The sequence below is a fragment of the Lactobacillus sp. M0390 genome (assembly GCF_016102085.1).
In the GTDB taxonomy this organism is placed as follows: domain Bacteria; phylum Bacillota; class Bacilli; order Lactobacillales; family Lactobacillaceae; genus Lactobacillus; species Lactobacillus apis.
Map to the genome: position 1 here is coordinate 70372 of NZ_JACFPH010000002.1, position 15716 is coordinate 86087.

The window sequence follows — 15716 nt, forward strand, 5'->3', positions numbered from 1 at the left end:
TCTCTCCTTATAAAATTAGAAACGATAGTGTGCAAATGCACGGTTAGCTTCAGCCATACGGTGTACATCTTCACGTTTCTTAACAGCTGAACCAGTGTTGTTTGAAGCATCAATGATTTCATTAGCTAGACGTTCATCCATTGTGTGTTCATTACGTAAACGTGCGTATGAAACAAGCCATCTTAAGCCCAAAGTTGTTCTTCTTTCAGGACGAACTTCAACTGGGACTTGGTAGTTAGAACCACCGATACGGCGAGCTTTAACTTCCAAAACTGGCATAATGTTGTTCATTGCTTCTTCAAATACTTCAAGTGGTTCTTTACCGGTCTTATCTTTGATAATGTCAAAAGCATCGTAAAGGATTGAAGATGCCTTAGCTCTCTTACCATCAAGCATTAAGTGGTTGATTAATTTAGTAACAAGCTTTGAGTTGTATACTGGATCTGCCAAAACATCTCTTTTAGCTATATGTCCTTTTCTAGGCATTATTTAACTCCTCCTTTAGTCTTTCTTAGCACCGTATTTAGAACGGCTTTGTTTTCTGCCATCAACACCAGCAGTATCAAGGGCACCACGAATAATATGGTAACGTACACCAGGAAGGTCCTTTACACGTCCACCACGGATTAAAACAACCGAGTGTTCTTGCAAGTTGTGGCCTTCACCTGGGATGTAGGCAGTAACTTCGATTAAGTTAGAAAGACGAACACGAGCATACTTACGTAAAGCTGAGTTTGGCTTCTTTGGTGTCATAGTACCAACACGAGTTGCAACTCCACGCATTTGTGGTGCAGGGTTGTTTACTAATTCCTTCTTCATACTGTTGTAGCCATAGCTTAAAGCTGGTGACTTTGATTTAGTCGTCTTAGTGTGACGGCCTTTTCTTACCAATTGGTTTATGGTTGGCATAAACTTTTTCCTCCTAAAATTTGATTATCTTGTTCACACACCCAGGAGTTTCTTTTTTAGACCTGAGTTATCTCCAAAATACACAAAGACTATTGTACTACCTTTTCAACAAAATGCAATTTTCTTTTTTGAAAAAGCAAAATTTAGTTTTCTGCGTATTTAAATATGTGAGGTGGAAAAATGAATTTACTTTATCAATTGACTAATTTTTTGATTGGGACTTGTTTGGCTTCCCACGCATGTGTAATTGCTGAAAGAGCAGGCAAAGAGGATTTTATTTTTACTCGTTCCAAATGTACTAATTGCAAACAACAACTGAGCTTACTTGATGAAATCCCCTTAGTTTCTTATTTAATGCTCAAAGGTCGCTGCCGCTATTGCAAAGTGCACATCCCCTGTGAATATTTCTTAATAGAATTTTTGGGTGGCTTTGCCTTTTGTAAAATTGATTTCAGTAGTATTAGTGGCATGAATACTGCACTTGTACTATTTAGCCTACTACTTGCAGCTATTAGCGACTATCAAAGTAAAGAGTTTGATGTTGCATTCATTGTTCCGGCTTTCATTATTACAACTATACACTTACTAGTAAATTTCAAAAAAATCAGTTCTGTTGATCTCATTCACTTTTTTCCTATTTTTGCTCTTTTTGTCTATGAAATCTTCAAAAATAAATTGGGTTTCGGGGATCTACTTGTTTATTTAATTCTAGCCCTATACTTTAGTCCTCAATTTGCGAATTTAGCTTTTTTAGTCGCATCAATTATTTTAATTATTCTCTTTAAAAGTGATGAGCTAGATAGAAAAGCTTCTGTTGCGTTTATTCCATTTATTTATATTGGTGTAATCACTCAACTTTTGTACAAATAAAATGACTTCTAAGACATGTCTCCAAAGGCTTAAAGGTGCTACTACATACATTGATAATTTCTCTGAGTCTGAGTAATTGGAAGTAATATAAATTGGCAATCCCTCTTCATGTTTTTTTAAATCAAAGATTGCCATTTAACCATAATATTCTAAATCATATTAATCCAGTGAAGTATGAGCCAGTTTTATCACCTATTTTATTTTTCATTTTAACCTATGATAAAATCTTTTATATAAGAAAATTCAAAGTTTATCAAGGAAAAACAATGCACTATATTTTATCTGCAGCAATACGTGGCGCCATACCTTTTATAATTATGAAATTACAACATATCGATGATTATAGCGTCAACTCGACATTTATTACGGGACTGATAATAACTGCAGTTGCAGCAACCTCTGTTATTTATGATGTCAAAAGTTGAACATTAGCAAGACAATCTGTCGTTCATTTTCTAATCATGCTGGTTACCGTATATCCTTGTTTAGTATTCAGTGGCTGGTTTTCGACTAAATCAATATTAGACTTAGTAAAAATATTTGGCTTCTTTCTGATTGTTGGCATTATTTTATGGACAATATCGTATATTCTATTTGGTAAAATTTTAAAGTAATAATTTCGAGCAAACAAAAAACTGTTCCGTTAGTAACTTCTAACAGAACAGTTTTTATTTATATTATTTTTTATGATTCTGTAGCTTGGTCAGCTTCCTTCATCTTCTTTTCAATATCAGCTATTGAATAAACAGATTTAGGTTTTTGAACATCAGCTTCAGGTTCCATATCACGGTAAATTGGAAGACCGGTTCCGGCAGGAATAATCTTACCAATGATAACATTTTCCTTCAAACCGAGTAATGGATCATTTTTACCTCTGATTGAGGCATCAGTTAATACACGGGTGGTTTCCTGGAATGAAGCAGCTGATAAGAAACTGTTAGTTTCAAGAGCAGCCTTAGTAATACCAAGAATAACACTCTGTGCAGTGGCAGGAATACCACCAGAAATAATAACTGAAGTGTTACGTTCCTTGAATTCACCAATATCCATGATCTCACCCGGAAGTAAGTTCGTTTCACCTGGATCAAGTACACGCACTTTCTGTAACATTTGTCTAGTCAAAACTTCGACGTGCTTATCAGAAATGTCTACACCCTGCATCCGGTACGCTTTTTGAACTTCAACTAGGATGTATTCTTCAGTTGTTAAGGTATCAGTAACTTGGATGAGTTCCTTTGGATCAATTGATCCGAGAGTTAACTTGGATCCACGACTAACCTCATCACCTTCACTAACTGCAACTGATGCAGTGTAAGGCACACTGTAGCTTCTAGTATCAATCTTACCTTTAACAGTAATCTCACGTGTATGCTCTGCTGGGTTTTCTTGAATTGAATCAATTATACCATCTACTTCAGAGATAATAGCACGTCCCTTTGGATTACGTGCTTCAAACAATTCTTGAACACGAGGAAGACCCTGAGTAATATCTTCTGCACCGGCAACACCACCGTTGTGGAATGTACGTAAAGTAAGCTGAGTACCAGGTTCACCAATTGATTGAGCTGCAACTGTACCAACTGCTTCACCAACTTCAACTTCTTCACCAGTAGCAAGGTTCATACCGTAACACTTACGGCAAACACCATGGGAAGTATCACAAGTTAGAATAGAACGAATCTTAACATCTGTCACACCAGCATCACAAATTTTATGTGATAAATCTTCATCAAGCATGACATTTGGTCCAACAATAGCTTCGCCAGTCCTAGGATCTTTAACAGTTTCAGCAGTAAAGCGTCCTAATAAACGATCGTATAATGGCTCAATTAATTCGTCACCTTCCATAATGGCATGAACATTGATACCACGGTCAGTACCACAATCGTCTTCACGGATAATAACATCTTGAGCAACATCAACTAGACGACGAGTCAAGTATCCTGACTGGGCAGTCTTCAAGGCTGTATCAGTCATTCCCTTACGAGCACCGTGAGTGGACATGAATAGTTCTAGAACTGATAGACCTTCCTTGAAGTTTGAAGTAACAGGAATTTCGAACAATCCACCGTTAGGAGTGGCCATCAATCCACGCATACCAGCTAACTGAGTAAAGTTGGAAATGTTACCACGAGCACCAGAGTCGGCCATGATTGTAATTGGGTTACGAGGATCATAAATTTGGGCAATTTCGTCCTGAACCTGATCCTTACAGTCATTCCAAATGCTGATAACACGATCGTGACGCTCTTGTTCAGTAATTAAACCTCGTCTAAATTGCTTAGATACGACATCAACTTGCTTGTGCGCCTTAGCAACCTTTTCATCCTTATCATCAATTTCAGGAACGTCGGTCATACCGATTGTAATACCAGAAGTAGTTGAACTAGTGTAACCAAGCGTCTTTAAGTCATCAAGGTATTCAGAAGTTCTTTGAACCTTGTAGTACTTGTAAATAGTTGCGATTGAATCAGATAAGAAAGATTTCTTAAATGGAGTTGAGATTAAATCACCAGCAACATCATCAATCTTTTCATGAATATCCTCACCAGGCTCTAAGAAGTACTTAGCGCTTAATGGGTGGTTCAAGTTTTCTTCAGTTGGTTCATTAATGTAGAAGTAATCTTCTGGGAAAATTTGGTTGAAAATGATTCTACCGTAAGTGGTAATAAAAATACCATGTTCGTAGCCTTTAGGCCATGACTTCTTAGGCATTGAATCAGCAGACATACCAATAATAGTGTGATAGTGAATATCACCATTATTATATGCAACTGTTGCTTCATCAGGTGAATTGAAAATCATTCCTTCACCTTCACGACCCTTTTCAGCTTGAGTCAACCAATAGTTACCTAAAACGATATCCTGAGATGGTGTAACAATTGGCTTACCATCCTTAGGTGCCAAAATATGGTGAGCTGCAAGCATTAACAAACGTGATTCTGCAACAGCTTCGTCAGATAAAGGAACGTGAATGGCCATCTGGTCACCATCAAAGTCGGCATTGTAGGCTTCACATGCAAGTGGATGCAAACGAATTGACTTACCTGGTACCAAAACTGGTTCAAAGGCCTGAATACTCAAACGGTGCAAAGTTGGCGCACGGTTTAGTAAAACAGTTCTTTCCTTGATAACATCTTCTAGTACATCCCATACATCATCGTCTTCACGGTCAATCTTACGTTTTGCACTCTTAATGTTAGAAGCAATCTTGCGCTTAACTAATTCGTGCATTACAAATGGCTTGAATAATTCAAGTGCCATTGGACGAGGAACACCACATTGATAGAATTTCAATTTTGGTGAAACATCGATAACTGAACGACCGGAATAGTCAACACGCTTACCAAGTAAGTTCTGACGGAAACGACCTTGCTTACCCTTAAGCATGTGTGAAAGTGACTTAAGTGGACGGTTACCAGGTCCAACAACAGAACGACCACGACGACCATTATCAATCAGTGCATCTACGGCTTCTTGTAACATCCGCTTTTCATTTTGAACAATGATATTTGGTGCATTTAAGTCGAGCAGTCTCTTTAACCGGTTGTTACGGTTAATTACACGACGATACAAGTCATTCAAATCAGAAGTAGCGAAACGACCACCTTCTAATTGAACCATTGGACGCAAGTCCGGTGGAATAACTGGTACCGCATCAATGACCATCCATTCAGGCTTGTTACCAGAATCTTTGAATGCATCAAGAATATCTAATCTTCTGATTGCACGTGTACGCTTTTGACCAGTAGCAGTTTCCAATTCTTTCTTTAAATCAGTAACTTCTTTTTCTAGGTCAACTTTACGTAACAAGTCGCGAATTGCTTCGGCACCCATTTTTGCTTCAAAACGATTACCGTACTTAGCTTTTTCTTCACGGTATTCTGCTTCAGTTAAAAGCTGTTTGAATTCAAGTTCAGTGTCACCTGGATCAATGACAATGTATGCCGCAAAATAGATAACTTCTTCCAATAATCTTGGTGACATATCAAGAATCAATCCCATTCGAGATGGAATTCCCTTGAAGTACCAAATGTGGGTTACTGGGGCTGCTAATTCGATGTGACCCATCCGTTCCCTTCTAACTTTAGAAGAGGTAACTTCAACACCACAACGATCACAAACGATGCCGCGGTATCTCACACCTTTATATTTGCCACATGCACATGCCCAATCCTTGGTTGGTCCAAAGATTCTTTCATCAAACAGACCATCTTTTTCCGGTTTTAAAGTACGGTAGTTGATCGTTTCAGGCTTTTTTACTTCACCATACGACCAGCTCCGAATTTTATTTGGAGAAGCAAGGCCAATTTGCATGCTTTCAAATTTATTTACGTCGATCAAAAGTTTAACCCCCTACTTATTTAGAAATCTTGTTATCATCGTCAGACTCATCAACTGGAGCTTCAATCTCGGCTGATTCTTCATCTTCTGATTTTGCGGTTTCTTCGGCTAACTTCTTCTTTTGTTGCTCTTCGGCCATCTTCGACAAGGTATCAATATTCAAATGTTCATTTGAATCATCATCCATGTCACGAAGTTCGATTTCATTGTGATCCATGTCAAGAACACGAATATCTAATCCTAAAGATTGTAATTCTTTAACAAGAACACGGAATGATTCAGGAACACCTGGCTTAGGAATTCTGTCACCCTTAACAATTGCTTCGTATGCCTTTACACGACCAACAACATCATCAGATTTGTAAGTCAAAATTTCTTGTAATGTGTATGCAGCACCATAAGCTTCAAGTGCCCAAACTTCCATTTCACCAAAACGCTGTCCACCAAATTGTGCTTTACCACCAAGAGGTTGTTGGGTTACTAACGAGTAAGGCCCAATGGAACGTGCATGAATCTTATCATCAACCATGTGGGTTAATTTCAGATAGTGCATAATTCCGACAGAAACACGGTTATGGAACGGCTCTCCAGTACGACCATCATATAAAACAGTCTTACCATCTTTGTCGATACCAGCTTTATGAACAGTATCCCAAACATCATTTTCACTCGCACCATCAAATACTGGAGTTGCAACATGAATGCCTAGACTATTAGCAGCCCAGCCCAAGTGCAATTCAAGTAACTGTCCGATGTTCATACGTGAAGGAACACCCATTGGGTTCAAACAAATATCAACTGGAGTACCATCTGGTAAGTATGGCATATCTTCTTCAGGAACAACTGCAGCAACAGTACCTTTGTTACCGTGACGACCAGACATCTTATCTCCGACTTGAATCTTTCTCTTTTGTGCAATGTAAACACGTACTAAGGTATTTACACCTGGGGAAAGTTCATCGCCATTTTCACGAGTATATACTTTAACATCGCGAACAATTCCGCCACCACCGTGAGGTACACGTAATGATGTATCACGTACTTCACGTGCTTTTTCACCAAAGATAGCGTGAAGCAAACGTTCTTCAGCGGATAGTTCAGTCACACCCTTTGGTGTAACCTTACCTACTAAAATGTCACCGTCATGAACCTCAGCACCAATGCGAACGATTCCTTGACCATCGAGGTCTTTAAGTGCATCCTCACCAACATTAGGTAATTCGCGTGTAATTTCCTCGGGACCAAGTTTAGTATCACGAGCTTCTGATTCATAGTCTTCAATACTAATTGAAGTGTAGACATCATCCTTAACTAAACGTTCTGAAAGCATGATGGCATCTTCATAGTTGTACATGTTCCATGTCATGAAGGCAATTACTGGGTTTTGACCCAAAGCAAGTTCACCATGATCCATTGTTGGACCATTAACGATTACTTCGCCTTCTTCAACCTGATCACCTAATCTAACATTTGGTGTTTGGTTATATGACTTGGAGTTGTTAGAACGACGGTATTTTTCAAGCACATATTTATCTAAAGTGCCATCAGCGCGTCTAATTCTAACTGTATTAGCATCAACGTATTCAACAGTTCCTGCTGCCTTAGCAACAATTGCAGCACCAGAGTCATGCGCAGCACGGTATTCCATACCAGTACCAACAAGACAACTATGTGGATCAATCAATGGAGCAGCCTGACGTTGCTGGTTAGCACCCATCAATGCACGGTTAGAGTCATCGTTTTCAAGGAAAGGAATACATGCAGACGCAACCGAAACAACTTGTTTAGGAATAACGTCCATGTAGTCAATCTTATCAGGACTAACTTCGACGTTATCTTCCTTATGACGAGCTAAAATCAAATCGTCCTTGAAAGAACCATCTGGATTTAATTTGGTGTTTGCTCCGGCAATAATGAAGTTATCTTCTACATCAGCTGTTAGATAATCAATTCGATCCGTAACTTTATGAGTCTTCCATGAAACGCGACGATATGGTGTTTCAATGAAACCGTATTTGTTAATAACTGCGTATGATGCAAGAGAGTTAATTAATCCGATGTTTGGTCCTTCAGGAGTTTCAATCGGGCAAAGACGACCATATTGAGTATAGTGAACGTCACGAACTTCATATCCAGCACGGTCACGAGTCAAACCACCAGGCCCTAAAGCAGACATACGACGCTTGTGTGTTAATTCGCCAAGCGGGTTATGTTGGTCCATGAACTGTGAAAGTTGTGATGAACCAAAGAATTCTTTGATGCTGGCAACAATAGGTCTAATGTTGATTAATTGTTGTGGTGTAACAGTTGAAGGGTCCTGAATTGACATTCTTTCACGAACAACACGTTCCATTCTTGCCAAACCAATTCTAAATTGATTTTGTAACAATTCACCAACACGACGAATACGACGGTTACCTAAGTGATCGATGTCATCAGTATCACCAATACCATCTTGTAATAAGAAGAAGTAGTTAATTGATGCCAAAATATCTGCAGGAGTTAAGTATTTAACGTCCTTATCGATGTGACCATTAGAAATCAACTTAACAACACGTTCAGGGTTGGCCTTTGAATATACCTTAACTTCTTGAACAACAATTGGGTCAGGTAAGACACCTTCTTTTGAAGGTTCATAAGTAACCATCTTGAAGTCATCACGGTCAAGATACTCTTCTAAGCCGTCCATTACTTCATGAGTAACAACAGTACCCTTCTTAGCAATAATTTCACCAGTATCTGGGTCAGCTAAAGTTTCTGCTAAAGTTTGACCGTAGAGACGGTTCTTTAATGATAACTTCTTATTAACCTTGTATCGACCAACGGGGGCTAAGTCGTAGCGACGTGGGTCAAAGAAACGAGCATATAAGAGGGACCGTGAAGAATCAGTTGTCTTTGGTTCACCTGGGCGTAGACGCTCATAGATATCCTTTAAGGCTTCAGCGACACGTGAATCTGCTGGATTCTTGTGTACATCTTTATCCAAAGTGAATTGCAAAGTATCACTTTCACCAAAGATATCAATAATTTCGTCATCTGAGCCAATTCCTAAAGCTCTAATTAAAACAGTCAAAGGCAGTTTACGAGTACGATCAACACGTACATAAGAAACATTCTTAGCATCTGTTTCATATTCTAGCCATGCACCACGGTTAGGAATAACAGTTGTGCCGAAGATCTCTCGACCATTCTTATCATAGTCGCCAGAATAGTAGACACTTGGTGATCTAACTAATTGGGAAACAATAACTCTTTCGGCACCATTGATAATGAATGAACCAGATTCAGTCATTAAAGGTAAATCGCCGAAGAAAACATCTTGGGTCTTAATTTCACCAGTTTTTTGGTTAGTCAGTTTTAAGGTAACGTGCATTGGTGCAGCGTAAGTTGCATCGTGATCACGCGCTTCATCAACAGTATACTTTGGCTTTTGCAGTTTATAGCCAACGTACTCAAGCGAAAGCTTACCTGAAAAGTCACTAATCGGCATAATGTCGTCGAAGACTTCCTTAATACCTTCATCCAAAAAGTTTTGGTACGATTCGGTTTGAACATCTGTCAAGTTAGGTAGCTTCAGTACTTCTTTAATACGTGAAAAACTACGTCTTGTTCGATGCTTACCGAAGTTCACTACGTGTCCATTTAACAAGGAGAAAACATCCTTTCTGTCAGAGAAAGCTAATATTACATTTTGGTTACAATTTCAAAAAGCGGGATTTTTAAGCATAAAAAAGACAAAAACAACCTTTGTCGTTTTTGTCCTTTATTATTCTGCTGGACAATATATCAGCAAAATCCTGAAAATCAGCCTTTTTAATCACGCACTAATATAGCAAATGATAACTGATTTGTCAATTGTTTTACTTAGAGCCAACTAGATTTTTTGGTTCTGCTTTAACTATTTCAAATTTTAATTTGTCATGGTTACAACCAATTTTGAGAAGATCGCCATCACCAAGTTCACCAGTAATTAGTTTTGAGGCAATTTCGTCTTCAATATCCTTTTGAATTGCGCGGCGCAAAGGTCTTGCACCCATCTCAGGATTATAGCCATCTTTAGCAATTTTATCCAAAGCAGCACGTGAAATTTTCAATTGCACGCCTTGCTTTTGCAAACGGACAATCAACTTATGAGTAAGTAGAGTGACAATTTGACGTAATTGTTGCTGGTTAAGCTCATCAAAGATAATTGTTTCATCAACTCGGTTTAAAAATTCTGGACGGAAAAACTGTTTAAGCGCTTGACGAACACGATCTTTACGCATTTCAACTTGGCTTGAATTGTCAGCATTAAAGCCGACTTCTTTGGTATCAAATAAAGAACGCGAGCCTAAGTTGGAAGTCATAATAATAATTGTATTCTTAAAGTCTACTTTGCGTCCTTTTGAATCGGTCAAAAAGCCATCATCAAGTACTTGCAATAGTAGGTTAAAAACATCAGGATGGGCTTTTTCAACTTCATCGAGCAAAACTACAGAATATGGGTGGCGACGAACCTGTTCGGATAATTGTCCACCTTCATCATAGCCAACATAGCCTGGAGCTGAGCCAATCAGCTTACTATTAGCAATTTGATCCATGTATTCAGACATATCAATTCTGATTAAGTTATTCTCTGAACCAAAGATTGAGGCCGCTATTGCTTTGGCTAGTTCTGTCTTACCAACACCTGTTGGGCCCAAGAATAGAAATGAACCGATTGGACGATTTTCATCCTTAATTCCACTCCTACTACGACGAACTGCGCGACTAACTGCACGAACTGCATCCTCTTGTCCGATAATGCGCTTATGCAAATCTGCCTCCAGATTAGCCAGATGCTTTGATTCATCGCGATTCATTTGAGTAACAGGTACGCCTGTCCAGTTTGAAACCACCTTAGCAATATCTTCTGGTTGCACTGTAGACTTTTTACTAGTCGCACTTTCCAATTTAGCGTTTAACTTATCTTGGCGTAATTGCAAGCTATTTTGTCTATCTTGAAGCTGAGCCGCTTTGACAAAATTCTGATTAATCGCAGCTTGATTTTTTTGCTCTATAACTTTTTTAATTTGTTCATTAAGTTGAACCAGCTGGTTATTTGAGCCCTTACCAGACTTGATTTTGACAGCTGCACTAGCTTCATCAATTAAGTCAATTGCTTTATCCGGCAAATAACGGTTAGAAATATAGCGACTTGATAAATCAATTGCATTCTCAAGGGCCGCATCAGTAATCGTGACATGGTGAAACTTCTCATATTTTGGTTTCAAACCACTTAAAATAGCTAGTGTCTCTTCCTTAGAAGGTTCATTTAGACGCACTATTTGAAATCTACGTGCTAATGCTTGATCTTTTTCAACATACTTTTGGTACTCGTCAAAAGTTGTTGCACCAATCATTTGAATGTCACCACGTGCAAGTGATGGCTTCAAAATATTAGCTGCATCAATTGATCCTTCGGCTCCACCAGCACCAATTAAGGTATGCATTTCGTCAACAAACAGAATAATTGTTCCGTCATCAACAATTTCTTTGATGATTTTCTTCAGTCGGTCTTCAAACTCACCACGATATTTAGTACCAGCAACAAGACCTCCCAAATCAAGTGAGATGACTTTTTTGTCCATTAGGTCATGCGGCACTTTTTTATTAACTATTGCTGTCGCAATCGCTTCAGCAACAGCCGTCTTACCGACTCCCGGTTCACCGATTAGAACTGGATTATTCTTATTACGCCTTGATAAAATTTCAATCACACGAGCGACTTCTTTATCTCGCCCAATCACTGGATCGATTTTGCCATTTTCTGCTCGTTCATTTAAGTTAACTGACACTTGATCAAGAGTTGGCGTTTTACTTTGCGAATTAGTGGAATTACTATAATCCGCACCATTAAAACTTGACCAACCACTATTATCAGATTGATCATTATCATCAATATTATCGATATCTTCACCTAGCGAGTGTAATAAATCATTGCGCAAACCAGGAAGATCTATGTTCAAATTTCGTAAAATTACAGAAGCAAGAATCTGTTCATTGAGAATCAAACCAAGCAAAATATGACTGGTTTTAATTTGAGCTGAACCTTCACGTTCAGCTAAGACTCCTGCATAAGATAATGCCATACTCAACCGAGGTGACATTTCCATATAAGTAGATTTACCTGCCGAGCCATAGCCGGTATAGCGTTCAATTTCTTCACGGATAGCCGTTGGCGTTGCGCCCCATTCACGCAAGTTTTTACCAGCTTCACCATCAGATTCGATTACCATCGCAAGCAGTACGTGTTCCGTACCGATTAAACGATGATGAAAGCTCTGTGCCTGTTCACGTGCAATTTCTAAAACTTGATTTGCACTTTTGGTATAGGATTTTTTCATCATAGCACCACCTTTAAAAACGATGTGTATCCACTATAAACTTTTTGGCTGAATTGTAAAATATTTTGTTTCAAGTAAAGTGCTTTTAGCGTAAAAACATTGCCACCATTATAGCAAAGACTAGCTAATGATGCTAATTTCAATTTTCTTAATATAAATGCTTTTACAAATGTTTTATTTTAGTTAAACAAAATACCTTGATTGTAGCAAAAGATTCACTATATAAGTAGATTAGTTTAGGTACGAGTAATATAAATTTCTATTCACTTACTAATCGATTTCAGAAATCGTATGTACTCAATTAACCTTATTTATAATTAAATTTGTGTACAATAAAAAGCAACCTAAAAAGTTGCTTTTTTTGCGCGAATAAATTTAACTAGCTATTTTTTTGTTTAAGATATTGTTCATACAAAAAATTCTCTTTACTAATAATATCTAGTGTCAGAATATCAGCGATTTTGATTGGCTCGGATCTAACCTCGTCCATCAAATTATGGTCTTTACAATATTCTGTTTGATCAATTAATACCTTTTGCGTGTCAACAGAAATTATTTTTACAGTTTCCTCATATTCATCTTCAGATTCAGCTATGGTGACATAAAAGCCGTAATTACAACAATAATCTAACAAAGTAAGGATATCATTATGTGGAATATCATTATATACTTTTTGTAAGTTTAATCTATCATATTCATCTTGTTTTTTTAGGTAGTCAATATAGAAATCAAACATCCTTGTATGACTATCATTACATACTAATTTTTTAATTTCCGTCTTTTTATATAAAACATAACTATCTAAACTGCCAACATCGTCTACAACTTCAAAGATATAGTATTGTCCTATATCGGCAATCATATATCCTACTGCAAATATATAACTATCTTGTGATTTCCCATAAATTTTCACTAACTCCTTTTTATTAAGGTAGTTATTCCAATCTTTTTTGTTGATTATCATCCAAAGTCTCCTTTATTTGCTATGCTTCAAGTTTTTTATTAATTTTTCCAGGTTTATATATTTCCTATTTGAGCTAGCTTCAGAAAAGTGCCTTTTTGAAAGTTAAATATTTGTTTGACAAAGAGCCGCACAAGATATTTACATAATGCTGCACAATTTAAGTGTATGTAATTAAACAATATCATTATCAGGTTAAGATTTGGATGCCATAAAATTGCATAGAATAAAATTTATTCCTACAGGGTAAAACCTGATTATGTCAATGTAGCACTTTCAGGTTAGAGCATAGAACAAATAAATTGCGGTTGAATGAAGTTAGGAAGAATCTTCCCCCATCGTTTTCTAATAGTTAGGATACTTGCGTTTATGTCGACGTAAACATATTAATTCTAATTTATGTATCAGACGCCTAACATTCTTATCTTTGATTACAAAACCACTATGTTTTAATACGCCGATTGCTGGTGAAAGGCCTTAACTTATGAATAACCCCAAAATTGTCTAACCTTCTGAACTCACCCTAAATAGAATCTTCTTATATTGTATAGTCAATGTAGCTACTAGTATCCTTGGGCTTTACTAAATTTTTGATTGACTTCTCAAAATTACTTTTAAAGTACTGAAAGATTATTGTCCGACTATAATTTTCTAAATGATTAGCCTAACGTCAAGCTTTATACTATATATGTTAATTAACTTAATAAAAGTATATATACCAAAAACAATAAAACTATTCTGACTACATGGTGCATTAGATGAAACGATTTATTCAAAATACCATGCAAAATTGCTGAAATGACTATTAATAAATTCGAAATTATAGTTATAGTTAAAAATTGTTTGTAAGTAACTAAAAAGAATGTAAAAACAGATAATCCTGCAAGAAAAGTTATTATGTCTAAATATGAATGCTTATCATTTTCAAAAAAATCCCAAGCAGCAGCTATACTAGATAAAATCATAAATATGAATAAAACAATAATTCCAATATTTGTTTTCATCTTAATGTTCCTCAATAATTAAACTTACTTTTTATTTTTTTTTACTCATGATTAAAAGTATGACATAAAGGCAAAATCTCATTTATCGGGAAAACAGGATTTGAACCTGCGACCTCTACGTCCCGAACGTAGCGCTCTACCAAGCTGAGCTATTTCCCGGTTAACAAAAAAACTCACCAAAGCGGTGAGTTTTTTCTGTTTCTCTTGGAGCGGAAGACGGGATTCGAACCCGCGACCCCCACCATGGCAAGGTGATGTTCTACCACTGAACTACTTCCGCAAGAACAAATATTATTATAGCAAATCAGTTATCTTTTTCAACCCCTTTTTTAAAAAAAGTCACCAAAAAAACTCCGATTATTATATAATTATAACTAAAATACACTTATAGATTTAAAGGAAAAATTATGCAAAATGAATTGGAGAAACTAGTTGATCTGCCAGAAGGAAAGCTCGTTTTTACTAATGAGCAGATTCAATTCTTATTAGACAATATTGGCAATTTGAATCCACATATTAGAGATAACCTTGTCTACACCCTCTTTGCACGTGGCTTTTCAGAAAATGCATTTAAACAAAAACAGATTCAGGTAATTATCGACAGTTTTATTCAGAACAGAGGTCTTTTTAGACAAATTAATCAACCAGAAAACGATGCCGTTTTTCTAAGAACTTTCAGTGCCTTACTTGGCGCACTCATTTTAGAATCAGATAATGACAAGCCAATCTTAACAGATAGTGAACGTCAATTACTTTTTGACTGGAGCATTAGGTATCTAAAAGAAGAAAAAGATTTTCGTGGCTATGTGACAAACAAAGGTTGGGCACACAGTGTCGCGCATGGAAGTGATTTTCTGGGTGCTACTTTGAGTCACCATGATTTCAAGCCTAAGAGTGTAAGTGCAATATTTGAAGTAATTACGAGTATTTTCCAAAATTTAAAAAATCCATTTGTTGATGATGAAGAACAGCGAATAGCATTTGCTTTTTTTCAAGGCGTTCATTTCCAAAAGTTAGCTTCAGCCGACTTTAATTCATTTGTTGACGACTTCGATAAGAAAATTTATCAGCAGCTTTTACATGATGATCGTGCTAACTGGTATTGCTTGAGTTCGTGGTTTAGGTTATTACAAAATTGGTATTTTTATTTTTCTACCAATAAGGAAGTTCAAGATAATCTACTTTCGAAAATAACTGCCTACAACGAAAAAATGGGTTTTACATTGTAGGCAAACTAAAAAAGAATCCTTAAAGAAGGATTCT

10 protein-coding genes, 2 tRNA genes and 1 pseudogene are annotated in these 15716 nt (G+C 37.0%); 4 read left to right on the top strand and 9 right to left on the bottom strand.

Features of this window, described 5'->3' with window-relative positions; translation table 11 throughout:
* Positions 1-15 precede the first annotated feature (15 nt).
* The gene (rpsG, locus tag H3R25_RS04450) at positions 16-486 is read right to left on the bottom strand and encodes a 30S ribosomal protein S7 (RefSeq protein WP_046307588.1); all 471 of its coding nucleotides are present in this window, start codon (positions 484-486) and stop codon (positions 16-18) included.
* Positions 487-501: 15 nt separating this feature from the next.
* A complete protein-coding gene (gene rpsL / locus H3R25_RS04455) occupies positions 502-909 on the bottom strand; it encodes a 30S ribosomal protein S12 (protein WP_046307589.1) in 408 nt (135 codons plus the stop codon).
* 180 nt (positions 910-1089) lie between these two features.
* Here rpsL and H3R25_RS04460 point away from each other — a divergent pair, with 180 nt between their 5' ends.
* The 3 genes and pseudogenes from H3R25_RS04460 to H3R25_RS09035 form a co-directional block, all read left to right on the top strand.
* On the top strand, positions 1090-1779 hold the full coding sequence (locus H3R25_RS04460; RefSeq protein WP_187158443.1) for an A24 family peptidase: 690 nt from the start codon (positions 1090-1092) through the stop codon (positions 1777-1779).
* Positions 1780-1871: 92 nt separating this feature from the next.
* Positions 1872-2204: a hypothetical protein gene (locus H3R25_RS09030; protein WP_232354557.1), complete on the top strand. Its 333-nt coding sequence runs from the start codon at positions 1872-1874 to the stop codon at positions 2202-2204.
* A gap of 15 nt (positions 2205-2219) precedes the next feature.
* Positions 2220-2393, top strand: a pseudogene (locus H3R25_RS09035) (DUF3021 family protein); the annotation flags it as partial.
* A 70-nt stretch (positions 2394-2463) separates the two neighbouring features.
* On the opposite strand, the gene rpoC reads toward H3R25_RS09035, so the two are convergent.
* The 7 genes from rpoC to H3R25_RS04500 all read right to left on the bottom strand — a co-directional run bounded on the left by rpoC (position 2464) and on the right by H3R25_RS04500 (position 14733).
* A complete protein-coding gene (gene rpoC / locus H3R25_RS04470; RefSeq protein WP_198194415.1) occupies positions 2464-6123 on the bottom strand; it encodes a DNA-directed RNA polymerase subunit beta' in 3660 nt (1219 codons plus the stop codon).
* A 16-nt stretch (positions 6124-6139) separates the two neighbouring features.
* Positions 6140-9772 (bottom strand): DNA-directed RNA polymerase subunit beta, encoded by a 3633-nt coding sequence (gene rpoB / locus H3R25_RS04475; RefSeq protein ID WP_122035770.1) that lies wholly within the window; start codon positions 9770-9772, stop codon positions 6140-6142.
* Between the two features lie 211 nt (positions 9773-9983).
* A complete protein-coding gene (locus H3R25_RS04480) occupies positions 9984-12488 on the bottom strand; it encodes an ATP-dependent Clp protease ATP-binding subunit (protein ID WP_198194622.1) in 2505 nt (834 codons plus the stop codon).
* Between the two features lie 379 nt (positions 12489-12867).
* Positions 12868-13452 (bottom strand): hypothetical protein, encoded by a 585-nt coding sequence (locus H3R25_RS04485; RefSeq protein ID WP_198194416.1) that lies wholly within the window; start codon positions 13450-13452, stop codon positions 12868-12870.
* A 692-nt stretch (positions 13453-14144) separates the two neighbouring features.
* Positions 14145-14453, bottom strand: coding sequence for a hypothetical protein (locus H3R25_RS04490; RefSeq protein ID WP_122035776.1), 309 nt, complete (start codon positions 14451-14453; stop codon positions 14145-14147).
* Between the two features lie 85 nt (positions 14454-14538).
* Positions 14539-14612: transfer RNA gene (locus tag H3R25_RS04495), tRNA-Pro, on the bottom strand.
* Positions 14613-14658: 46 nt separating this feature from the next.
* A tRNA-Gly gene (locus tag H3R25_RS04500) sits at positions 14659-14733 on the bottom strand.
* Positions 14734-14860: 127 nt separating this feature from the next.
* Here H3R25_RS04500 and H3R25_RS04505 point away from each other — a divergent pair.
* Positions 14861-15682, top strand: coding sequence for a DUF2785 domain-containing protein (locus H3R25_RS04505; protein ID WP_198194417.1), 822 nt, complete (start codon positions 14861-14863; stop codon positions 15680-15682).
* Positions 15683-15716: the final 34 nt, after the last annotated feature.